13 protein-coding genes and 7 pseudogenes are annotated in these 21,586 nt (G+C 69.3%); 12 read left to right on the forward strand and 8 right to left on the reverse strand.

Features of this window, described 5'->3' with window-relative positions; all coding sequences use genetic code 11:
- The first annotated feature begins 268 nt into the window (after positions 1–268).
- Positions 269–742 carry an SsgA family sporulation/cell division regulator gene (locus tag ACGH52_RS01480; protein ID WP_399936961.1) on the forward strand — a complete coding sequence of 158 codons (474 nt, stop codon included), beginning with the start codon at positions 269–271 and terminating at the stop codon, positions 740–742.
- A 59-nt stretch (positions 743–801) separates the two neighbouring features.
- Here the strand turns inward: ACGH52_RS01480 and ACGH52_RS01485 are convergent, their stop codons facing one another.
- Positions 802–3,561: an AAA family ATPase gene (locus tag ACGH52_RS01485; RefSeq protein ID WP_399936963.1), complete on the reverse strand. Its 2,760-nt coding sequence runs from the start codon at positions 3,559–3,561 to the stop codon at positions 802–804.
- Positions 3,562–3,926: 365 nt separating this feature from the next.
- On the opposite strand from ACGH52_RS01485, the pseudogene ACGH52_RS01490 reads away from it, so the two are divergent.
- Together ACGH52_RS01490 and ACGH52_RS01495 are read left to right on the forward strand one after the other, a co-directional pair.
- Positions 3,927–4,577 (forward strand): annotated as a pseudogene (locus ACGH52_RS01490) (sigma-70 family RNA polymerase sigma factor); the annotation flags it as partial.
- Positions 4,578–4,835: 258 nt separating this feature from the next.
- Positions 4,836–7,607, forward strand: a complete 2,772-nt coding sequence (locus ACGH52_RS01495; RefSeq protein ID WP_399936965.1) for an ATP-binding protein — start codon at positions 4,836–4,838, stop codon at positions 7,605–7,607.
- 81 nt (positions 7,608–7,688) lie between these two features.
- Here ACGH52_RS01495 and ACGH52_RS01500 read toward each other — a convergent pair whose 3' ends face one another.
- Complete coding sequence (locus tag ACGH52_RS01500; protein ID WP_399936967.1) at positions 7,689–7,829, reverse strand: helix-turn-helix transcriptional regulator; 141 nt, start codon at positions 7,827–7,829, stop codon at positions 7,689–7,691.
- Positions 7,830–8,167: 338 nt separating this feature from the next.
- Positions 8,168–8,875: an RraA family protein gene (locus ACGH52_RS01505; protein ID WP_399936968.1), complete on the reverse strand. Its 708-nt coding sequence runs from the start codon at positions 8,873–8,875 to the stop codon at positions 8,168–8,170.
- A gap of 346 nt (positions 8,876–9,221) precedes the next feature.
- Between ACGH52_RS01505 and ACGH52_RS01510 the strand changes: the two are divergent.
- Positions 9,222–9,530, forward strand: a pseudogene (locus ACGH52_RS01510) (NAD(P)-binding domain-containing protein); the annotation flags it as partial.
- A 7-nt stretch (positions 9,531–9,537) separates the two neighbouring features.
- Here the strand turns inward: ACGH52_RS01510 and ACGH52_RS01515 are convergent.
- Positions 9,538–10,653, reverse strand: a complete 1,116-nt coding sequence (locus ACGH52_RS01515; RefSeq protein ID WP_399936970.1) for an alpha/beta hydrolase — start codon at positions 10,651–10,653, stop codon at positions 9,538–9,540.
- A 168-nt stretch (positions 10,654–10,821) separates the two neighbouring features.
- Here ACGH52_RS01515 and ACGH52_RS01520 point away from each other — a divergent pair, with 168 nt between their 5' ends.
- From ACGH52_RS01520 to ACGH52_RS01545, 6 genes and pseudogenes are all read left to right on the forward strand, one after another.
- Positions 10,822–11,733, forward strand: coding sequence for a helix-turn-helix domain-containing protein (locus ACGH52_RS01520; RefSeq protein ID WP_399936972.1), 912 nt, complete (start codon positions 10,822–10,824; stop codon positions 11,731–11,733).
- 348 nt (positions 11,734–12,081) lie between these two features.
- The gene (locus ACGH52_RS01525) at positions 12,082–12,696 is read left to right on the forward strand and encodes a helix-turn-helix domain-containing protein (protein ID WP_253191547.1); all 615 of its coding nucleotides are present in this window, start codon (positions 12,082–12,084) and stop codon (positions 12,694–12,696) included.
- Positions 12,654–13,145: pseudogene (locus ACGH52_RS01530) on the forward strand (IS30 family transposase); the annotation flags it as partial. The gene ACGH52_RS01525 and the pseudogene ACGH52_RS01530, both read left to right, overlap by 43 nt.
- A gap of 926 nt (positions 13,146–14,071) precedes the next feature.
- Positions 14,072–14,895, forward strand: a pseudogene (locus tag ACGH52_RS01535) (site-specific integrase).
- A 99-nt stretch (positions 14,896–14,994) separates the two neighbouring features.
- Positions 14,995–15,483, forward strand: coding sequence for a MarR family winged helix-turn-helix transcriptional regulator (locus ACGH52_RS01540; protein ID WP_076977883.1), 489 nt, complete (start codon positions 14,995–14,997; stop codon positions 15,481–15,483).
- Between the two features lie 8 nt (positions 15,484–15,491).
- Positions 15,492–16,781, forward strand: coding sequence for an MFS transporter (locus tag ACGH52_RS01545; protein WP_399936974.1), 1,290 nt, complete (start codon positions 15,492–15,494; stop codon positions 16,779–16,781).
- 145 nt (positions 16,782–16,926) lie between these two features.
- On the opposite strand, the pseudogene ACGH52_RS01550 reads toward ACGH52_RS01545, so the two are convergent.
- The 3 pseudogenes from ACGH52_RS01550 to ACGH52_RS01560 all read right to left on the reverse strand — a co-directional run.
- A pseudogene (locus ACGH52_RS01550) lies at positions 16,927–17,223 on the reverse strand (Tn3 family transposase); the annotation flags it as partial.
- Positions 17,224–17,245: 22 nt separating this feature from the next.
- Positions 17,246–17,773 (reverse strand): annotated as a pseudogene (locus tag ACGH52_RS01555) (IS630 family transposase); the annotation flags it as partial.
- A gap of 184 nt (positions 17,774–17,957) precedes the next feature.
- Positions 17,958–18,371, reverse strand: a pseudogene (locus ACGH52_RS01560) (helix-turn-helix domain-containing protein); the annotation flags it as partial.
- Between the two features lie 59 nt (positions 18,372–18,430).
- Between ACGH52_RS01560 and ACGH52_RS01565 the strand changes: the two are divergent.
- A complete protein-coding gene (locus ACGH52_RS01565) occupies positions 18,431–19,297 on the forward strand; it encodes an AAA family ATPase (RefSeq protein ID WP_399936976.1) in 867 nt (288 codons plus the stop codon).
- Between the two features lie 114 nt (positions 19,298–19,411).
- Here the strand turns inward: ACGH52_RS01565 and ACGH52_RS01570 are convergent, their stop codons facing one another.
- Positions 19,412–19,888: a MarR family transcriptional regulator gene (locus tag ACGH52_RS01570; protein ID WP_171987578.1), complete on the reverse strand. Its 477-nt coding sequence runs from the start codon at positions 19,886–19,888 to the stop codon at positions 19,412–19,414.
- A gap of 144 nt (positions 19,889–20,032) precedes the next feature.
- On the opposite strand from ACGH52_RS01570, the gene ACGH52_RS01575 reads away from it, so the two are divergent.
- Complete coding sequence (locus tag ACGH52_RS01575; RefSeq protein WP_076977878.1) at positions 20,033–21,571, forward strand: MFS transporter; 1,539 nt, start codon at positions 20,033–20,035, stop codon at positions 21,569–21,571.
- The last annotated feature ends 15 nt before the right edge of the window (positions 21,572–21,586 follow it).

Here is a 21,586-nt window from a genome sequence, read left to right on the forward strand (position 1 = left end):
GCATCTTATCGGAGCATGTCCTGGACCGCCGAGCGCCGGTGCCGTGCGCAGCGACCACCGATCGCCCGCCCCCTCGCCGACGGCCTGCGGACAAGAGAACCGCTTACTCAAATGCATCTGTCACACCCGGCTGGGCCGGCCTGTCTCTGTTGTACCGCCACGACTCGGCCCGCATCTCCGGTCACCATGGCCATGACGTGGCAGTTACTGATCGATCCGGAGCTCAATAGACGAGGCGATTCGACATCAGACAGAAAGGAGTTGCGCCATGAACAGCGACCACGGAAATGTGCAATCACCACGTACGGGTTCGCAGAACCTCTTCCTCACTCTGCACCGCATGCTGGACGGCGTGGCATGGGAGGATGTTCGAGCCGAATTCCAATACGATCCCGCATCTCCTCTGCTCGTCCGTCTCACCTTTCTCGTGAAGCACGGCCCTCGGGTCACCTGGTACGTGGGTCGGGACGTTCTGCACGAGGGGCTCCGCTCCGTGAGCGGCACCGGCGACATCCAGGTCTGGCCGACGTACATCGGCGAACAGACGACGGTCTGGATGCAGCTCACGTCGGAGGAGGCCACGGTTGTCTTCGAGATGTCCGCCCGGCCGCTGGAGGAGTGGCTCGACCACACCTACCGTAGCGTTCCGGCCGGCTCGGAGATGGCCAGGTGCGACGTGGACCGTTTCCTTGCCGGGATCCTCGGCGGGGACCCCGGCCTCGATTCACCGCACATCCGTTGAAGGAGGCGGGCCGAGGGCAGAGCCGGCTTACCTGGTCACCGAGAGGCGAGACGCTGTCGTCACAGACGCCCCAGCACCGCGCCGAGCCGGGTACGTGAATCCACGTCGAGCTTGGTGAACACCTTGCGCAAATGCCATTCGACGGTGCGTGGGCTGATGAACAGTTCGGCGCCGATCTCCACGTTCGTCTTCCCCACGGCGGCCAGCCGGGCGATGTGGGCTTCCTGCGCGGTAAGGGCCTCGTACGCGTCGGTCTCCCGCTGACGCACGGACTCACCGAGTGTACCCAGTCCGCGACGCGCGCGTTCCGCGAAGGCACTCGCTCCGAAACCGTGCAGCATGCCGAAGGCGAGGCGCAGGTGTTCACGCGCCTCGCCGCGACGATTCGCACGGCGCAACCATTCGCCATACACGAGATGGGTGCGCGCGAGGTGGACGGTGACTCGGCTGTGCCGCAGACGCTCGATGGCTTCCTGGTACAGCAGGTCGGCGGTCCGACCGTCGCTGAGCAGAGCTCGCGACCGGGCCAGGATGCCCAGAGCCCACTCCGTTCCGCCGGCACCGGCGTGCTCCTCCAGCCGGCGCAGCGCTGTCGCCGCGGCTTCCGGTCTCCCACCAAGGACGCCGGCCTCGACAAGTTCCATGAGGGAGAAACCAATGACCGCCAAGTCCTCGTACTTCGCCCCCCGTTCGGCACTGTCCAGGGCCTCGTCGTGCCGACCGAGACCGTTGTACAGCACAGCGAGCAGGTAGTGGGCCAGGCCGGTCGCCCTGCCCTCGCCCCACGACGCTGCCTCCCGGGCGCCGGCCTCGATGAGTTCCGCCGCCTGGGGATCCTCGCCACGCCACGCCAGCAGGAGCAGCGGGGCGTACCCGAGAGGCGAGTTACCGGTCACCTCGATGAGGTTGCCGGACTCGTTGATCAACGCGGAGGCATGGTCGAACTCCCCTGCGTGCACGTGGACGGCCGCACGGTAGGAGAGTGCCAGGGGAAGGACGTTGAGTGCGCCGACGGTTCGAGCCGCGCGTACGGCGTGATCGGTGAGCGAGTGCCACGTCTCGTCGTCCCACATGTCACCGGCGACCAGCCAGGCTATCCAGAGCCAGCGCATGACGTCGTCCTCGTGCGCGGCCCTGTTGCGCAGAGCGAGCAACAAGGGTTTGAGGAGTGACACGCCTTCACCGCGGCTGACGGCGAACCACGTCGCCAAACCGTCCAACAGACCGTCCGCCAGCCGCGACGGTTGCGGTCCGCCTGGCGCAGCGAGTGCTGCCTCAGCCACCTCGCGCACTCCTGGGCTGCCGCCAAGACGGCCGGCGAAAACGGCCGCTCCAACCGCTTCCAGGTACGTCTCTCGCGCCTGTCCCGCGTCGACCTCTTCCAGCCGGCCCGCCGCTTCGAGCAGCATGGGCAGGGCCTCACCTCCTCGTCTGCGGGCGAAGGCTATCTGAGCGCGGAGCGTGGCGAGCGCTGTCTGCCGGCTCCCGTCCAGCGGTTGGGCCTCCGCCGCGGCGAGAAGTTCGAGCGCGACCTCGGGAGCACCGGCTTCGAACGAGGCTCGCGCCGCGGCCAGCGACCTCGCTCCCCGCCTGCCCGGATCAGGCGTCAACTCGGCCGCGCGCCTCAGAAAGGCGGCGGCAGCCGCGATACCGCCACGAGCGTGCGCCCGGTCGGCGGAGCGTTCCAAGTCGTCGGCGATCGTCTCGTCCGGTTCGACCGCCGCGTGAGCACGGTGCCAGGCTCGGCGATCCGTGTCGAACTCCGAAGCCGTCGCCTCGGCAAGGGCGCGATGCACGGTCCTGCGTTCTCCAGGGTGAGCCAAGCGGTAGGCCGCCGAACGAACCAACGGGTGCCGAAAGCGCACCCGCGTGCCGAATTCGACGAGCCCCGACTCCTGCGCCGCTCCCTCGGCGTCCGCCCCGATGTCAAGCCGCTCGGCGGCACGCCGCAACAAGGGCACGTCCCCCACCGGCTCAGCGGCTGCCGCCAGCAGCAGCCGCTGAGCCGCGTCGGACAGACCCCCAATGCGTCGTACGAAGCTCTGCTCGATCTGGCTCGCCAGCGGCCGGGCGTCGGGACGCCCGAAACCACCGGCCAGCTCCGCCGTGCTCAATCCCCTTGTCAGTTCCAGCAGCGCCAGGGGATTTCCACGAGTCTCGGCGATGATGCGCTCTCGAACGCGCTCGTCCAGCCGGCCGGGCATCACGGAGTCGAGCAACGCACGCGCTTCGTCGTCGCGCAGCCCACGGACCTCGAGTTCCGGCAGCGCCGTCCAGGGATCATGCTGCGGATCGACGGGCGGGGTACGCACGGAGAAGGCCAGCGTGACGCGTTCCGCGAGCAGTCTTCGAGCGACGAAGGCCAGGCTCTGGGCGGAGATCCGGTCAAGCCACTGGGCATCGTCCAGCAGACAGAGCAGCGGCCGCTCCTCCGCCGCCTCGGCCACCATGCTGAGGACGGCCAATCCCACCATGAACCGGTCCGCGGCATCCCCGCCCCGCAGTCCGAACGCAACAGCCAGGGCCTCCTGCTGCGGGCCGGGAAGTCGATCGATGTGGCTAATCAACGGCATGCACAGCTGATGCAGACCCGCGAAGGCAAGCTCCATCTCGGATTCGACGCCGACAGCGCGAAGTATGCGAAAGCCTGAAGCGTTTTCCGCCAGGTAATCCAGGAGGGTCGACTTTCCGACCCCCGGTTCGCCCCGCAGGACCACGACCCGGCTCCGACCCGCTCGGGCATCACCGAGGACCTCGTCCAGCACACCCCGCTCATGGTGTCGGCCAAGCATGCCGCGCCGAGGTGCACTGCTCGTCATCCACCACCACCGCGCAGCTCAGAGGGCTACATCCCGTTCGATTCGGAGTCTCTCTATCATGCACCACCGCCCGAAGCCCAGCCAAAGTGCCCGGGAAGCCTATTGGACGGTCCGTGCCCGTGACGGCGCACATTCCGTAACCAACCAGGCACGGACCGGTGAACCACTGGGGTGCGTACCCGGGGACCAGGGTGTCGACCAGGCACTCCCCGGGGCGCCACGGAGCGCCCCGCCACGCGACTGTGGGACGACCCCACCGGAGATCGCCGCAAGCGCACGCGGCCGAGGTCTCGACTACGCCGGATGTCCCCATGCGTCAGCGCGTCCCACAGGCACCCACCCGCACGAACGGAGTCAGCAGGCTCATGCATCCCGACCCGTCCCCCAGCGAGAACACCTTGGACGAGGAGCTATCGATCTTCGAACAGCTCCGGCCACGACTCTTCGGCATCGCCTACCGCGTTCTCGGCAGCACGGTGGAGGCCGAGGACATCGTTCAGGAGGTGTGGCTGCGCTGGCAGGGGACCGACCGTTCGGTAGTTCGCAGCCCGGCGGCGTTCTTGTCGAGTGCCACCGCTCGCCTGGCCATCAACGTGGCCCAGTCCGCCCGGGTCCGGCGCGAGACGTACATCGGCCCTTGGCTGCCCGAACCCGTGGACACGAGCAACGACCCCGAGGCCGGTGCACAGCGGACCGAGGCCCTCGAATTCGCCCTCCTCCTCGTACTGGAGAAGCTGACACCACAGGAGCGGGCCGCGTACATCCTGCGGGAGGCTTTCGACTACACCTACGCCGACATCGCCGAGACGCTGCGCCTCACCCCGGTCAACGTACGCCAGATCGTGAGCCGAGCCCGCAGGCACCTTCTTTCCGACCAGCGGATGACCGCGGACACGGATGAGCACCACCGACTGCTCAAGGCCTTCGTGAGGGCTGCCCGAAAGGGAGACCTCACGCCGCTGGAGACACTGTTCTCTCCGCGTGGCGTCGGCCCGTCCGACAGCATCAAGGTCCGGCGTCCCGTGCCCCGTGGTGCACCCGGTCCGAAGGGTGCGCGCAGGGTCGGACCTTCGGCCGTCCGACTGTGACTGGGCGTCCAATGAGCTGCCCACTCGTACCCCTTCGTTCGACCGCGACGACGGCCCTTTTCGAGTTCTGCGCCGGAAGGCAGAAGGGTAATATGTGCCGAGCTCTGCAGCGCGGCGCCGACAAACACAATCAGTGTCATTCGGTGGTCGACTGTCACGGAGGAACTGTCGGCGGGGACGGAGAGCATGGTGAGCGAGAGTCCCCAGGTACGCCTGAAGGGGCGGCAGGCCGAGTGCTCCAGGCTGGACCAGCTCATCGCGACGGTGCAGGCCGGCCACAGCTCCGTTCTGGTCCTGCGCGGCGAGGTGGGCATCGGAAAGACGGCGTTGCTCGACTTCGGACGCACCAGCGCGCAAGGATTCCGAACCGCCAGAGCTGTGGGCATCGAGTCGGAGATGGAGCTGGCCTACGGGGGCCTGCACCAGTTGTGCGCGCCTTTCCTGGACCATCTCGGTCGCCTGCCGGATCCTCAACGCGAGGCACTCGGCACGGCCTTCGGCCTGAGCTCGGGAACTCCACCGGACCGTTTTCTCGTCGGTCTCGCGGCGCTCAGCCTCCTCGCCGACGTGGCCACGAAGGAACCGCTTGTCTGCTTCATCGATGACGCCCAGTGGCTGGACAGGGTCTCCCTGCAAACGATCGCCTTCGTCGCGCGACGTCTCCTCGCCGAGCGCATCGGACTGGTCCTCGCGGTCCGAGAGTCGTCCGTCGAGGCCGAACTGGCGGGACTGCCGCAGCTCACGGTCGAGCCGTTGAGCGACGGCGACGCCCGCGCGCTGTTGGATTCCGTGATCCCGGGCCCTCTGGACGAGCGGGTCCGCACCCGCATCGTGGCCGAGACTCAGGGAAATCCTCTCGCCCTGCTCGAACTGTCCCGGGGTCTGACGTCGGCGGAGCTGGCAGGCGGGTTCGGACGCCCCGACGCGCGGCCGCTGGCAAGCCAGATCGAACAGAGCTTCATCGCACGTGTCCGGGCGCTCCCTCCCCAGACGCGCGAACTGCTGCTCATCGCCGCGGCGGAGCCCGTGGGCGACGTGACGCTCCTGACCAGGGCCGCTGCACTGCTCGAGATTGAGACGTCGGCTTCCGCGGCGGCCGAGGCTGCCGGATTGATCACCATCGGTACCCGGGTGCGGTTCCGGCACCCCGTGGTGCGCTCGGCTGTCTACCGGGTCGCGTCGGCCGAAGCTCGCCAGCAGGTCCACCGGGCCCTGGCCGAGGTGACGGACGCTGACAAGGACCCCGATCGCCGGGCCTGGCACCTGGCCAACGCGACGGCCGGTTCCGACGAGGCGGTGGCGGCGGAGCTGGTGCGCTCCGCCGACCGGGCCCAAGCGCGCGGCGGAGTCGCCGCGGCGGCCGCGTTCCTGCAACGGGCCGCGGAGCTGACCCCCGACCCCGCTGCTCGTGGAACCCGGACACTGGCGGCGGCTCGGACCAAGTACCAGGCCGGCGCATATGGCACCGCACGCGAACTACTGGACGCCGCGACCATCAGTCCCCTGGACGAGCGGCAGCTCGCCGAGGCAGACCTGCTCCGCGGTCGGATCACGTTCGCCTCCAGGAACGCCGGCAGCGCCCTGCCTCTCCTCCTCAAGGCGGCAAGACGCCTGGAGCCACTGGACGCGCGGCTGGCCCAGGAGACGTACCGTGACGCACTTGACGCCGCGCTCATCGTCGACCGGCTGCCGATCGGGGCCCGGCTCCGGGACATCGCCACGACGGCTCTCGCCGCGCCCTCGGAGCCGCCACTGGACCGGTACAACCTGCTTCTTCGGGGCCTGTCCATCATGACAGTGGACGGATACGCGGCGGGCGCGCCCATGGTGCTGCGTGCCCTGGACGCTTTCTGCACGGAGGAGATCTTCACGGAGGAGAGCCTTGGCTGGTTCCCCCTCGCCGCTCGCATGGCCTTCAACGTCTGGGACTTCCACAGCAACACGGTTCTGTCGACGCGACTGGTCGAGCTCGCCCGTGAGAGCGGGGCCCTGTCCGTGTTGCCGTCCGCCCTTCTTCAGTTGGTGTCGAACCGTGTGCTGGCAGGTGAACTGGATCACGCGGACGCGCTCATCGCGGAGGCGCAGACCCTCGGTGAGGCGACGAACAGCCGCTACCTCGCGCACTACGTGTCCCTGGTGACGGAACCGTGGAGAGGCCAGGAGACGGCGACGCTCCACGCCATCAACGCGATGACCCGCGACGCGGATCTGCATCAGGGTCGGCAGGGCAAGGTACTCAGTGCCAGCCAGTGGGCGAAGGCGGTGCTCTACAACGGGCTTGGCCGCTACGAGGAGGCGTACGCCGCTGCGGAACAAGGCGCCGAGAACCTGGAGGAACTCGGCCTGGCCATCCGGTCGATGGTCGAACTGGTCGAGGCGGCCGTGCGCAGCGGCAGACGGGCTCGGGCCGCCGAGGCAGCCCGGCAGCTCGACGCCTTCGCACAAGCCAGCGGCACCGACTGGGCTCTCGGAACCGCGGCCATGGTGCGCGCGCAGGTGAGCGAGGAAGAGACCGAGGCCCTGTACCGAGAGGCCGTCGAACGACTCGGCCGTACCGACGTCAAGATCACCCACGCGCGCTCACACCTGCTCTACGGGGAGTGGCTGCGCCGGGAGAACCGCCGCGTCGACGCGCGCGAACACCTGGGGAGGGCGTACCGGATCCTTGGCGCGATCGGAGTCGACGGTTTCGCGGAGCGCGCCTGGCACGAGATGCGCGCCACCGGAGCGACGGTGGGCAAACGAACTCTGGAGCCCCGTACGTCGCTCACTGCCCAGGAATCACAGATCGCGCGCTTGGCGGGGGCAGGCATGACCAATCCCGAGATCGGAGCTCAGCTCTTCATCAGCCCGCACACCGTGGAATGGCATCTGCGCAAGGTGTTCGCGAAGCTCGACATCGCGTCGCGCAAGCAGATCAACGATGCGCTGTGGGAAGGGACAGTGGTCACCACCTGAGGCGGCGTCGCGCCCTTTCCCACGCGGACCGCACCGCTACCGCGGGGGCGGAGTGTGCCAGGTTCACCGGTTCGTTCGTCGTCACAGTTGTCGGCGCGAGGCGACGCCGAGCTTCCCGAAGATCGTGCACAGGTGCCCTTCCACGGTGCGCGGGCCGACAACCAACCATGCGCCGGTCTCGGGATTGGTCAGACCTCCACGCACCAGCCCGACGATCTGCATCTCCTTGGGCGGTGGGTCAGCCTCGGCGCTCTCGGCAATCGTGATCGGCAGATCGCCTCGCCCTGCCGACTGCCGACGCGTGGATGAAGGCTGCGGTTCCCGGAGGACGGGGGCGCGGGGACGAGGCGCCGGACGCCTCAAGGCGGGGTCCTCGTGAGACGCGCCTCCGGCGGCACGGTCACGACCCACGGGCTCGATCCCGACGCGTGGGACCCGCCGTCCAGGAGGGTGGGACGAGGAGTGACACGCGGTCCTGCCGACACGTGCAGACGTCGCACGGCTCGCGGGGCTGCCATAACCGCTACGACCGGCGAGCGGCCTCGATACGGGGGCGACAGTCAGAGCGCCCGCGCTGCAGGTACGACTTCCTCCCGGATCTGCCGGAGGTACCGGGCGTCCTCGGCATCGACCTCGCGTGCCGTGTCGAGCACGAGCTGCCAGCTGTCGGCCGGTACAACCACGGCACCAGCGGCGTCACAGAACACGTAGTCCCCGGGGGTGACGCACACCCCCGCGAACTCTACGGTGGTGTTCGCGGCGTACGGCATCACCGTGTCACCGCCCCAGCGGGTGGACTCCCCCCGGCACCAGGTGGCGAATTCGTATCCGCGCAGCTGCCGGAAGTCCCGAAGCCGACCGTCCACCAGCACTCCGGCAAGGCGGTGGTTGGCAACGCGGGACAGTTTCGTACCGCCTCCATGAGACACCTGCGGGTGGCCACCGCTGGAGAGCACCAGCACCCTTCCGGCCGGATCGTCACCGACCGCCTCGTAGAAGAGGTCGGCGAAGGCCTTCGACGCCTCTTCCACGTCGTCGCGCCAGGGCATGAAGGACACGGTCGCGGCCCGCCCGAACAGAACCCGCTCCGGACACGGGCTGACCAGCGGCAGTACATGGGCTCGGTGGCGATGGACACGGCCCATGGCGTCCACCAGGGCGGCACTGCCGAGAGCCGCCAACTCCGCTACGAGGGCGCCTTCGTAAGAGCCGTCGGCTCCCGTGGCGACCGCCGTCGGCCGGCCGATGGGGTGTGCGTCGTGGGACATTCTTCCTCCTGGGCCGTGGGCGCGACAGTACGCAGAAGGTGACAGGGCGGGCGACGGATGTGTGACACGGCGCAGGGGTATACGGCGAGATCGCCTGCCGGTACGCGGGCGTGACGTCGGCGGGGTACAGGTGGTGGCGCCCGTGTCGTGGTCCGAACCTGCGCCTCGCGGTGCCCCTCGGCTGCGGAGCCGGCCTCGGGGAGAGGGACTGCAGCACGGGCCGTGATGGCGTGTTCGATATATCACGAACATCGAACATTGCACTTGGCGCATCTGGGGAAGATCCCACCACTGGCGGTCGCCCAGGGTCTCCCCTTTCATCGACGACCCAAGGACCAACACCACCATGCAGGCAACAGCACACATCGGTGTGACCGGACTCGGCGTGATGGGCCGCAACCTGGCCCGCAACTTCGCTCGCCACGGATACACCGTGGCCCTCCACAACCGCACCGCGCCCCGAACCCAGGCACTCGTCAACGACTTCGGGCACGAGGGGGGTTTCGTCCCGACTTCAACACCGCAGGAGTTCGTCGCGGCGCTCGAGCGTCCCCGCCAGCTGATGATCATGGTCCAGGCCGGCGCGGCCATCGACGCCGTGATCGAGGCGTTCGCCCCGCTCCTGGAGCCGGGAGACATGATCATCGATGGGGGACGTCCGGTCAGGCGAGGTTCTTGGTGAAGAACGCGTCGAGCCGGTCGAAGGGGATGAGGTCCTTGCGGTCGTACAGGTCGACGTGGTCCGCGCCCGGGACGATCACGAGGTCGACGGTTTCGGCGGCCTTCGCCCGGACGTCCTCCGAGTAGTAGCGGGAGTGCGCGTCGGCGCCGGCCACCAGGAGTGCCTTGCGGGGCGCCAGCAGATCGATGTTCGTCATCAGCGGGAAGGCGAAGAACGACATCGGCGTGGTCGCGGTCCACGCGGTGGTGGAGTTGATCGAGCGCGGGTGGTACCCGCGCTCGGTGCGGTAGTAGTCGAAGAAGCTGTTCGTGACCGGGTCGGCGTCCGCCGGGAGGGTCTGGGGCAGGACGCGGTTCGTGGGGGCGACGTTGCCGTCCTCATCGAAGGGGACCTCGTGCGAGAGCCGCGCGCACGTGCCCCTCTCGGTGTCGATCCAGCGCTGCCGGCTGAGGTGGTCCACGACCTTCTGGCGCTGCTCACGGGTGTAGTAGTCCTCGTGGCCGCGGGACATGCTGCGCGACATGTCGTACATCGAGGCGGTGGCGACCGCCTTGATACGGCTGTCGGCCGCCGCGGCAGTGAGGGCCATGCCGCTCAGGCCGCAGATGGCCTGCGCGCCGATCCGCTCGCGGTCGACGAGCTTGTGCAGGCCGAGGAAGTCGACGGCGGCGCTGTAGTCCTCGGTGTTGATGTCGGGCGAGGCGACGTCACGCACCGTGCCGCCGCTCTCCCCGGTGAAGGAGGGGTCGAAGGCCAGGGCGACGTAGCCGCGGCGGGCGAACTCGTTGGCGTACAGCCCCGAGGACTGTTCCTTGACCGCACCGAACGGGCCGCTGACCACCAGGGCGGGCAGCTTGCCCCTGGCGTTCTTCGGCACGTAGAGGTCCGCGGCGACCTCGATGCCGTAGCGGTTCTTGAACCGCACGGAGGTCCGCTGGACGTTCTTGTCCAGCGGGAAGGTGTAGCCGCCCGTGGTGTTGCCCTGTGCTGTGGCGCTCGCGGCGCGGCTGGTGTCCGCAGCGAAGGAGGGCAGAGCCGTGAAGGTGGCGGCGGCTCCGGTGGCGGCGATCAGTCCGAGCGCTTGGCGGCGTTCCATGGAGGGGCCTCATTTCGATCGGCGGAGGTATAGGCGCGGCGGTTGGTGGTGTCGTGACCGAGGCGCGATTCCAGGAGACCGCGGCTGTGGCCGGCGCGGCAGGCTGCGTTTGTGGGGGGTACAAGCTCGACCCCCCTTCCCTGGGAGCGGGGTCGTAGCGTGGAGGGGATGGAACGCCTCTCCGACCACCGCGCCGAGATCCGTGACTTCCTCGCCACCCGGCGCGCCAAGATCACCCCGGACCAGGTCGGACTGCCCACCAGCGGTCGACGCCGGGTTCCGGGGCTGCGGCGCGAGGAGGTTGCCGTCCTCGCCGGCGTGAGTACCGAGTGGTACACGCGGCTGGAGAAGGGCCACATCGCCGGCGTGTCCGAGGACGTTCTCGACGCGGTCGCCCGTGCGCTGCAGCTGGACGAGGACGAACGCACCTACCTTTTCGACCTGGCCAGGGCCGCCCAGCCGCCCAGCCGCACGCCGCGCCGCCGCAAGGCCGTCGACATCCCGCCCCGCGTCCAGTGGCTGCTCGACTCCATGACGTTGTCCGCGGCGTTCGTCACCAACGGCCGCCTGGACATCGTTGCCACCAATGCGCTGGCCCGCGCCCTGTTCGCGCCGCTGTTCGACAGCGAGACCACGGACAAACGCGGCCGTCCGAACTTCGCCCGGTACTGGTTCCTCGACCGCGGTGCCCCCGACTTCGTCGCCGACTGGGAGGGTGCTCTCGACGCCACCGTCGCTCTGCTGCGCGCCGAGGCCGGCCGCTACCCGCACGACAAAGCGCTGCGCGATCTGATCGGTGAACTGTCCACGACGAGCGCCGAGTTCCGCACCCGTTGGGCCGCCCACGACGTGCGCATCCACCACGGCGGGGGCAAACAGTTCCAGCACCCTGACGCCGGGCCGCTGAAACTCGTCTACCAGCCGTTGGATCTGCCCATCTCCCCAAGCGAGGTCCATTCGCTGACCATCTACACGGCCGAGCCGGGCACTCCCGACGAGGACCGGCTCAAACTCCTCGCCAGCTGGGCAGCGACCCGGCTCAAGGAAGCAGATCCCGCCCGCGACAGGGAAATGCCCTGAAACCCGTCACAGAAGCCACCCGCCTTCACCCGCCCCGCATCGCCGCAGCGGGGCAGGCCTGGGACGCCTGTGCCCCTGATACTGCACCGGACCGCCCGCTCACGCCTGTCTGACCGGCGGGCCTCCTCAACCGCCGGCCGCGCAAGAAGCGGTGGCCTTCGAGGCAGCCTTCCCCGTCGGCAAACGATGGCACCCTCAAGTGATCAACGCACCACCACGGATGATCATGTGATCGTGGAGGCACAGGTGCGCGACTACGGGTTCTCGCCGGCTCAGCAGGACGAGATATGGAAACGCTGGCGCGAAGGGCAGTCGTTCAGCTTGATCGGGCGGGCGCTCGGGGCGCCGATGCAGCACGCCCGCCGCTTCCTGTACCAGAGCGGCGGCGTCCGCCTCGCCCCGCAGACGAGGTCAGAGCGGCATCTGAGCGGCAGCGAGCGCGAGGAGATATCCCGCGGCCTCGCCGCCGGGGAGTCGGCCCGGCAGTTGGCCAAGCGGCTGGGCCGATCTCCTTCGACCGTCTCGCGCGAGATCGCCCGCAACGGCGGCCGAGACCGCTACCGGGCCGCGTCGGCCGATGCAGCCGCTTACGAACGCGGGCGCCGCCCCAAACAGGCCAAGCTCGCCCAGCGGCCCGCTCTGCGCGCCTTGGTGGAAGCCAAGCTAGCGCTGTGCTGGTCACCCGAGCAGATCGCAGGATGGCTGCGACGGCAGTTTCCTGGTGACGCCTCCATGCAGATCTCGCACGAAGCGATCTACCTCTCGCTCTACGACCCTCGCCGGCGCCAGGCGATCGACCACAGCTTCACCCAGAAACTGCGGTCCAGCAGACTCATGCGCCGTCCGAAGATCGCCCGACGGCCCACCGGGCGGGGCATCATCCGCGGCATGGTGTCCATCACCGACCGCCCCACCGAGGTCGAGGACCGCCGGGTTCCGGCCACTGGGAGGGCGACCTCGTGATGGGCACCCGGCCCTCGGCCGTCGCCACGCTCGTCGAGCGCACCAGCCGCTACACGACCATCGTCGCGCTGCCCAACGGCATCAAGGCCGAGCAGGTCACCCCTCACCTCGCCAGGAACCTGCTCGGCATCCCGCCCCAGCTGCGGCGAACGCTCACCTGGGACCGCGGCCGGGAAATGGCCGAGCACCAGACCATCACCGCCGAGACCGGGATGCCGATCTACCTCTGCAAGCCGCGCAGCCCGTGGCAGCGCGGCACCAACGAGAACACCAACCGGTTGCTGCGGCAGTACTTGCCCAAGGGTGCGGACCTCCGCAGGTTCAGCCAGGCCGACCTGGACGCCATCGCCCACGAGCTCAACCATCGCCCGCGCAAGATCCATGGCTACCGCACTCCGGCCGAGGTCTACGCTGACCTCCTGAACAGCGGTGATGCGCTGACCGCTTGAGCCCGCCATCGAATGACGACAGGCGGGCGAGGCGTCCAATGAACCCATGCAATCCGGGGGTTCGCGGCGGCGCGAATCCCATCAGATCCGGTGGTGATTGCTGACAGGGTTTGACGACAGACAGGGTCCGATCCTCCGTACGGAAGAGGCCCTTCGGTGGCAAACCTGGTCTAGAGGCGGGTCTCGGCCGACCAGCAGTCCACCGCCCGGCAGAACCTCGTCCTTCACGAGGCAGGGATCGAGGACCCGGTCGCTCTTCGAGGAGGACGGCGGCGCCTCCAGCCGCCTCCGCCCTCACCGCCCGCCACCCGCGCACCGGAGAACTGCTGTCCACCGTGAAGTTCATGGTGCAGACCCTCGCCACCGGCGAACTCCAACGCGACCAGCGCGAGCTGACCTACGACGGACTGTGCGCCGCCGAGGCCAAGGGCAGCAAGGGCGGACGGCGCCCCGCCGTCCCGGCCGACAAGCTCGGCGACGTGCGCGCCGCGTACCTGGAGAACCCCTCCATCGCCGCCCTCGCCCGGGAGCACGGCGTCAGCTGCGGCGCCATCCGCACCGCCGTCGCCGACCTCCTGCCCGACCACACCGCCATCGATGACGAAACCCCCGCCCCGGAACTGCCCGGTCACCCTCGACATGCCGGGCAGGGTTGCCGACTCCTCCGCGCCGCCGACCTGGAGCCTGCCGAGCGGGCCGCACTCGACCAAGGGGTGACCATACGGCGCGGCCAGGGCTACACCCTGCGCGTCAGCACCGTCCCCGCAGTGCACCGCAGACTGCTCGCCCTCTGCCAGCCACTCGACGGCAACCAAGGCGCCCCGGCAGTTCCCGCCCAGCGCAAGGCCCACCGCGAGTACGAGAACCGCGTCCCCTCTGACAGCAACACCGGTGCTCTGGTCCGCTCCTACCGGACCCCCCAAACAGTGCCAGCCGTCGTACAGCTGCCCGCAGGGAAGATGCTGACTGCCCGCGCGACGGCCGATGTGTTCCTCGACTCACTCGGCAACCCGAACACGGTCCGCAACTACGGGATCGGGGTGGGCAAGACCACCGAGCGGCTTGGCGAAGGCCTCGGCGTCGGTGCTTTCGTGGCTGGGCTGGTGCGGTGAGCGCGGGTACGACGGCCCGACGGTCCCGGCCTGGGCGAAGCGGCTCACCCCGCCGGACTCCGAGACCCCGGCCCGCTCGAAGAGGGCGATCGACCGGCTGATCGCACGGCGTGAGGTGCACCTGCGGGAGAAGACGCCGTGGCGGATGCTCTACGAGACCGCCGCCCGCGCCGAGGAGATCCTGGGTGTCGACATTGAGGAGCTCGACCTCGCCGGGCACCGCGTCCCGGCGAAGGCCAAGGGTGCCCGTCCACGTACCCGTCGCCGCGGCATCGTCCGCGAGGACTCCGTTCTCGAGACGGTCTACTGGGACGCGGGCACCGACCGGCTGCTGCCCCGCCTGCTCAAGGGCTGTTCGCGCGGGCCGGTCTTCGTCACCCACCGCAAGCCAGTCCAGGCAAGGTCGTCAGCCCGCGCGACATGCCCGGACACCGGGCTCGCCCGCCTCTCCTACGGGCAGGCCCGGATGCTGCTGGACGAGCACACGACCCTCGGCGGTGAGCCGGGCACGGGCTGGGATCTGAATGGCGAAGTCCCGGAACAAGAAGGCAGAGAACGTACGGAAGCACTTCCACCCCTCCCCGGAGGCGATCGCCGAAGTCACCAGCCTGCTCGCGCCGGGCGATCGCCGACGCTGACCGCGGGCGGGGTGCCTTCCGGGAATTGGGGACCAGCGGACAGCCGCAAGCTCTGGGTCGATCACAGCCCAATTATGACAGCGCTGTTATATTAGCGCTGTGACATCTTCAGATCCCACAGCTGTGCCCGATCCCTGGCATGCCCTGCACGAGCTCCTGGCCGCCATGGACGCCGAGATCGAGCAGGTCTACGTCGAGCGTGGCATCGAGGGGGTGCGACCTCGGTTCGCCTATCCGCTGATCCGGCTTGCCCACACCGGACCACTGACCATTCGCGAGCTTGCGAAATCCCTGGACCGCTCGCACTCCGCGATCAGCCAGACCGTCGCCGCCATGCGCAAGGAGGATCTGGTCACCTCCGAGCCGGGTCCTGACGCCCGAACCCGGAGGATCGACCTGACCGAGCGCGGCCGGTCGCTGGTGCCGTTCCTGGAGGCGGAGTGGCGCGCCACCCACGAGACGGTTGCCGAGCTGGACGGCGAGGTCCCGTACGCGATGACCAGCGTTGTCGAGGAGGTACGGCGGGCGCTGGAACGCCGGTCGATGCGACAGCGGATCCTCCACCACCTCGTCGAGCCACCGCGATGAAGGGGCGCGTGCGTGTCCGGTTCCTCGACACCCGCCCGTTGCGTAGCAGCCAGTCGTTTCGCGACCTGTGGATCGGCACCTCGGTCTCTCAAGTCGGTGGACAGATAGCCAACGTGGCGGTGCTGGCCCAGGTCTGGGACCTGACCGGCAGCCCGGTGGGCACCGGCGCCATCGGGCTCGCCACCGGCCTGCCGATGGTGCTGTTCGGTCTGCTCGGTGGCATGCTGGCCGATACCTTTGACCGCCGTGCAGTGGTACGGGCCACCACCACGGGCCAGCTGCTGGCCGCCGCAGGGCTGTGCGCCCAGGCCCTGGCGGACAACCGCAATGTGCTGCTGCTGCTCACCCTGGTAGCCATGGGGACGAGCTGCAGCGCCCTCGGCGCTCCTGCCCGGCGCACCTTCCCCGTCCGGCTGTTGCCGAGCGACCAAGTCGCGGCCGGTCTTGCGCTGACCAACGTCTCCTTCCAGGCCGCGATGCTGGCCGGGCCCGCGATGGCCGGGCTGATCATCGCCCGCTGGGGCCTCCCTGCCGCATACGCGACCCAGGCCGTGGCCATGATCGTCTCGATGCTCGCGGTGATCCGCCTGCCTGCCATGCGGCCCGAAGGCGCCGACGCGGCAGGCGGCAGGCGCCGGCCGGAGCGTGGCGGTTGGCGGATCGTCCTGCGCCGCCCGACGCTGTGGGGCTCGATGGCCACCGACCTGTCCGCAACCCTGCTCGCCATGCCCATCGCGCTCTTCCCGCTGGTCAACGAGATCCGCTTCGGGGGAAACCCGCAGACCCTCGGCCTGTTCCTCTCTGCCGTCGCGGTCGGGGGGATCACGGCCGGTCTGCTCTCCGGTACGGTGACGCGCTGGCGCCGTGGCGGCCTGGTCCAGCTGTCCGCGGCCGGTGTCTGGGGCCTGGCGCTGGCCTGTTTCGGTCTGGCGGGGCCGTTGTGGCTGGCGCTCGGCTGCCTGGCCGTGGCGGGCGCTGCCGACACCGTGTCTGTCGTCACCCGCAGTACCCTGGTCCAATTGGAGACCCCGGATGCGTACCGGGGACGGGTTTCCTCGGTAGAACACGTCATCGGTGTCGCGGGCCCCGAACTCGGCAACTTCCGTGGTGGCCTGTTGGCGTCGGCCACCTCCGCCTCCTTCTCCCTGGTCTTCGGCGGACTGTCCGCCATCCTGGCGATCGCCGCCGTGGCCGCGACCAACGCGCCCCTTCGCGCCTACCGCACGCCGCCCGCTGCCGCGAAGCCGACCGTCTCCGGGGTCGCCGACGCGGCGGCGACCGCTGGTCAGGCTTCCTGATTCGCCTCCAGCCTTGAGCCCGGTGAGAGGGGACGTCAGCGTCCTGCGCAGCTGACGACCCCTCACTGAGTGTCGTTCTTGTCGGTGGCGTCCGGATCGTGCAGCGGATGCAGGCCCCCGGGCAGCTCGGGGAGTTGGAAGGAATACCGTCCTCACGCAGCTGCGTGACGGCGGCGTTCATGTACCTCGTGTTGAAGAGTACGAGGACGTTGAGGACCAGGCCGAGGGCGCCGAGCTGGTCCTCCAGGCCGTCCTGGTAGCGCCGACAGAGCTGTCCGGCGGCCCGGCCGTGGAAGATCTTCCGGGCGAGCGCGTGGCGGCCCTCTTGGAGGTTGGCCTGCACCTTGATCTGCCGCCGGCAGCCGGGCTCGTCGGCCAGGCGCAGGATGTGGAGGCTCTTGGCGTTCCGCCCGTAGCGCGCGATCGCGTCGCCGAGCGGGTGGACCGTCCGTCCCGCGACAGCACTAGTGTTGCTCCGCGCAAGTTGGTGGAGGGTTCAGGTCGCTGCCTTGAGCGGAGTGCCTTGGCAAGTCCAGCGGAAGGGGCGGCGTGTTCGTTGCGTTGGAGGTCCAGGTGTCCATCTTCTCGATCAGGTCGTCGCGGCTGGTGAAGTCGCCGTTGCGGAGGACCGCGCGGGTCAGTGCGGAGAAGACGAGTTCGGCCTGGCTGAGCCAGGAGGCGTGGGGCGGGGTCCAGTGGACGTGCCGGCGCGGGTGGGCAGCCAGCCACTTTCTGGTGTGCCTGGCGGTGTGCGAGGAGCCGTTGTCGAGGACCGCGTGGATGTCCTTGTCGCGAGGCAGGAGACGGTCGAGCCGGTCCAGGAAGGCGGTGAAGGTCGCGGCGTTGTTGCGCTGAACGGTCTCGATCAGGGTCTGCCCGGTGGTGACCTCCAGCACGGCGACGACGGAGGCGGTGCCGTGGCGGCGGTACTCGACCTCGCGCCGGGTGGCTCGGCCCGGCGCGGCGGGCTGTGAGGGGTGGCGTCGCTCGCGGGCTTGGAATCGCGGTCTTCTCGTCGATGGACACTACGATCGCGCCCTTGGGCGGGGTGCGGTACAGGGCGCAGATGTCCCGGACGCAGTCCCAGAAGTCGGCGGTGTCGCGCCGGGTGAGCCAGCCGCGGACCTCGTGCAGCTTCAGGTCCAGGCCAGCCAGGAGTCCGCCGACCCGGGAGGCCGATGCCGCGGTGGAGACGGTACCCGCGACCTGCGCGGCGATGGCTGTGCGGGTCCAGGTGGCGGCGGGCCCGGGCGGGATGCCGGTGGCCACGGCGACCACCGCCACGCGCACCAGGTCGTCGTAGCGGCGCGGCCGGCCTGAGCGGGCGGCGTCCTTCAGGCCCTCCAGCCCGCGTTCGGCGAACCGTCCGCGCCACTTGCGGACCGTGTGCACGCACACCGCCAGTTGGCGCGCGATCGCCGCGTTGCCCGCCCCGCCCGCTGCGGCCGGCACGATCTGGGCCCGCAGGACCTGCCCCATCGTGCCTTTGCCGACAAGGCGATCCGCTGCAGTGCACCACGCGTCTCCTCGTCCAGCACCACCGGCACTGCCGCACACCGCCCCGAGCCCTCGGTCATGAACAATGATCATGGCCGAGAACCGGTCAGGGGCGGCAGGATGGGGCCGTGCCGAAGAACCCGCCCGAGTCCATGCAGCACCACCTGCGCCAGCGGCTCAACGCCCACACCACCGAGCACTGGCCGCAACTCATCCGGGTCCACGTCCGATTCCGAGCTGGATTCGCCTACGTAGATGGCGAGTTGAAGGACGGCGAGCGGCTTCCGCTGTGCCGCCTGCGCTTCACCGGCGTCCTGCACACCTGGGGCTGCGCCCTCTACGAGGCCAGCAACGACAGTTACCGGGACAACATCCTCCCCAGCGGCCTGCCGGCCGGCTCAGCGGAAGAAGCCCTGGACTGCGCGGGCGACCTCTACCTCAAGCCTCACCCGCCGAGCGGCTCCAAGCCGACCCGCGTGCCAGCGGGACTCGTGCTCCTCGTCGGCCCACCGGCTTCCGGCAAGACCAGCTTCGTCCAAGCCCTGATCGCGCACGGCCAGATCGACGAGGACGCCGTGGTCTCCAGTGACGAGATCCGCGCGGAACTCTTCGGCGCCTCACCCACCGACGCAGACCCCGACGCGGCGGACGACCGAATCTTCGAAGAACGCGACCGCAGGATCGTCGCCCGGCTCGCCGCCGGGCAAACAGCAATCGCCGAGTCCACGAACGTCACCCCACAGGCCCGCACCCGACTCATCGCCATCGCCAGGCGCTTCAACGCCCCAGTGACCATGCTGCGATTCACCCCGGACCTCGGCCTTCTCCTCCAACAGAACGCAGAGCGAGACCGCACCGACATCACCGCCGCAGACGTCCACGCCTATGCCGCAGTCATGGCCCGCCACGCCGGGGCTGACCAACTGCGCACCGAGGGCGCAAACGCCGTCCACGACGTCCCCGGACGCCCTCAAGGGGCCACGCCCGCCGAGGCCGCAGCCCACTTCTCATTCACCTGACAACCCGACGTATCCAGACTCGCCTGCCCCCCACGAACTTCTGCGGAGCAGCACCAGGTGCGTAGGGCAGGGCGGGGGCAAGAAGGGCTGGCCGGGCGGCGGGCAGTAAGCCGGTCAGGGCGTTCCTTCAGCAGGGGTGCGAAGGGAACGCGGTGTCACCGCGTCCTGTTCTGTGAGGTGGCTGTCCATGGTGGTGTTCAGGTCGGCCATGAACGCTTCGACCTGTTCCAGGAACCGGGGCGGGTAGTGCGACATCGCGGCGTCGAGGCGGTGGGCGAGCGGGCCGAAGAACTCGTCCGCCCGCTCCTGGATGTGCCCGCCGCTGCGCAGTGTGACGATGCGCCGGTCGGAGTGCTCGCGGGCCCGCGTGATGTGCCCGGCCGCTTCGAGGCGGTTCAGCAGCGCGGTGGTGGCGCCCGTGGACAGGGAGATCCGCTCGCTCAGCCGCGCCGGTGACAGGGGGGCGCCGCGCTCCTCGGCGGCGGCGATCTCCAGGACCGCGGTCGCGTCCGTGGAGTGCAGGCCCAGCCAGGTGGCGAAGCGCCGGCTGAGCTCGGCGTAGTGGCCGCCATAGATCCTCAGCGACTCCATCAGCCGCTCACGCTGCTCCGCGACACCGTCGCGCACTGCTTCCTCCACGCCTTCGCCCTTCTCTCCTGTCACGCGGACCGCACGCCCACTCCGCTTTGACAACCTACCGCCACCACTTTACCTTCATGATGGAATTACTTCACCATGGAGGTATCTGGAGTGCGTGACCTGTCCCCCACCCTTGAGGAGACGACCGATGAGGAGACGACCGACCCCTACCGGTGGCGGTGGCGGTGGCTGATCCTGGCGGTGATGATCGTCGCGGAGATCATGGATCTCCTGGACGCCTCGATCGTCAACGTCGCCGGACCTGACCTGGAGAGATCCCTTGGCGCCGGTTCCGTCGGACTGCAGTGGGTGATCGGCGGCTACGCCCTCACCCTGGGCGCCGGGCTCGTGCTCGGCGGCCGCCTCGGCGACCGCTACGGCCGGCGCCGGATGTTCCTGATCGGACTCGCGGCCTTCACCGCAGCCTCGCTGCTCTGCGCGATCGCGCCGAACATCGAGTCGCTGATCGCCTTCCGCCTGCTGCAGGGCACCGCCGGAGCGATGCTGCTGCCCCAGGGCCTGGGCCTGCTGCGGGAGAACTTCTCCGGTCCCGAGCTCACCAAGGTCTTCGCGATCTTCGGACCCGTCCTCGGCCTGGGCGGCATCATCGGCCCGGTCCTGGGCGGCTTCCTCATCGAGGGCGACTTCTTCGACCTGGGCTGGCGGTCGGTGTTCCTGGTCAACCTGCCCATCGGCGTCGCGGCGCTGATCTTCGCCGCGAAGTTCGTTCCCAGGAAGGCGGGCGACCGCACGGTACGGGTCGACATAGCCGGCGCCGCCCTGATCGTGGCCTCCTGCGCCCTGCTGGTGCTGCCGCTGAACCAGGGCCAGGAGAACGGCTGGCCGCTGTGGACGTGGCTGTCCATGGCCGCCTCGGCGATCGGATTCGCCCTCTTCGCCCTCCAGCAGCGCCGCACGGCCGCCGCGGGCCGCGAACCGCTGGTGACCCCGGGCCTGCTGCGCAAGCCGGCCTTCACCGTCGGCCTCGGCGGCATCGCCCTGTTCTTCGGCGGACTGATCGGCACCCAACTCGTCCTCACCCTCTTCCTCCAGATCGGCCAGCACTTCACCGCCGGCGACGCGGGACTGGGCAACCTGCCCCTCGCCGTGGGAACCGCGATCGGCGGCGCCATCAGCGGCGCGTTCCTCGCCGACAAGATCGGCCGCAAGGTGCTCCAGATCGGACCGCTGATCCAGCTGGCCGGCGCGGCCGTGCTGTGGTTCGAGCTCGACGGCCTCGACGCCGCCTCGTTCTCGATCTGGGACATCGCTCCCGGCGTGGCGGTGGCGGGCATCGGTGCGGGCATGGTGATCGCCGCCCTGTTCAGCTTCATCCTGGCCGCGGTGGACGACAACGAGATCGGCTCCGCTTCCGGTGTCCTGTCGGCGGTCCAGGCGGTCGGCGGTTCCATCGGCGTCGCGGTCTTCGGCTCGGTGTTCTTCGCCCAGGCCAAGATCGGTGACTTCACCGGCGGCTTCCACCGCGCGCTGATCGTCCAGGCATGCCTGCTGGTGGTCTTCTTCGCCATCACCTTCCTGCTGCCCAACAAGGGCCGCCCCGAAGAAGAGCAGCACGGCATCACCCCCGAGACGACTGCCGACGACTCCGGCGCCAAGCAGCACCTCGCCATCTGAGCCCCTGCCGGGGCC

The organism is Streptomyces sp. BBFR25, assembly GCF_044590125.1.
GTDB classification, from domain to species: domain Bacteria; phylum Actinomycetota; class Actinomycetes; order Streptomycetales; family Streptomycetaceae; genus Streptomyces; species Streptomyces canus_D.

What these genes read in the sequence shown, in the direction of transcription:
- ACGH52_RS01525 (WP_253191547.1), top strand. Translation starts at nt 12,082, where the DNA reads ATGCAGCACGCCCGCCGCTTCCTGTACCAGAGCGGCGGCGTCCGCCTC.
- ACGH52_RS01575 (WP_076977878.1), top strand. Translation starts at nt 20,033, where the DNA reads ATGGAGGTATCTGGAGTGCGTGACCTGTCCCCCACCCTTGAGGAGACG.
- ACGH52_RS01520 (WP_399936972.1), top strand. Translation starts at nt 10,822, where the DNA reads ATGGAACGCCTCTCCGACCACCGCGCCGAGATCCGTGACTTCCTCGCC.
- ACGH52_RS01515 (WP_399936970.1), bottom strand. Translation starts at nt 10,653, where the DNA reads ATGGAACGCCGCCAAGCGCTCGGACTGATCGCCGCCACCGGAGCCGCC.
- ACGH52_RS01485 (WP_399936963.1), bottom strand. Translation starts at nt 3,561, where the DNA reads ATGACGAGCAGTGCACCTCGGCGCGGCATGCTTGGCCGACACCATGAG.
- ACGH52_RS01495 (WP_399936965.1), top strand. Translation starts at nt 4,836, where the DNA reads ATGGTGAGCGAGAGTCCCCAGGTACGCCTGAAGGGGCGGCAGGCCGAG.
- ACGH52_RS01500 (WP_399936967.1), bottom strand. Translation starts at nt 7,829, where the DNA reads ATGCAGATCGTCGGGCTGGTGCGTGGAGGTCTGACCAATCCCGAGACC.
- ACGH52_RS01480 (WP_399936961.1), top strand. Translation starts at nt 269, where the DNA reads ATGAACAGCGACCACGGAAATGTGCAATCACCACGTACGGGTTCGCAG.
- ACGH52_RS01505 (WP_399936968.1), bottom strand. Translation starts at nt 8,875, where the DNA reads ATGTCCCACGACGCACACCCCATCGGCCGGCCGACGGCGGTCGCCACG.
- ACGH52_RS01570 (WP_171987578.1), bottom strand. Translation starts at nt 19,888, where the DNA reads ATGGAGTCGCTGAGGATCTATGGCGGCCACTACGCCGAGCTCAGCCGG.
- ACGH52_RS01565 (WP_399936976.1), top strand. Translation starts at nt 18,431, where the DNA reads ATGCAGCACCACCTGCGCCAGCGGCTCAACGCCCACACCACCGAGCAC.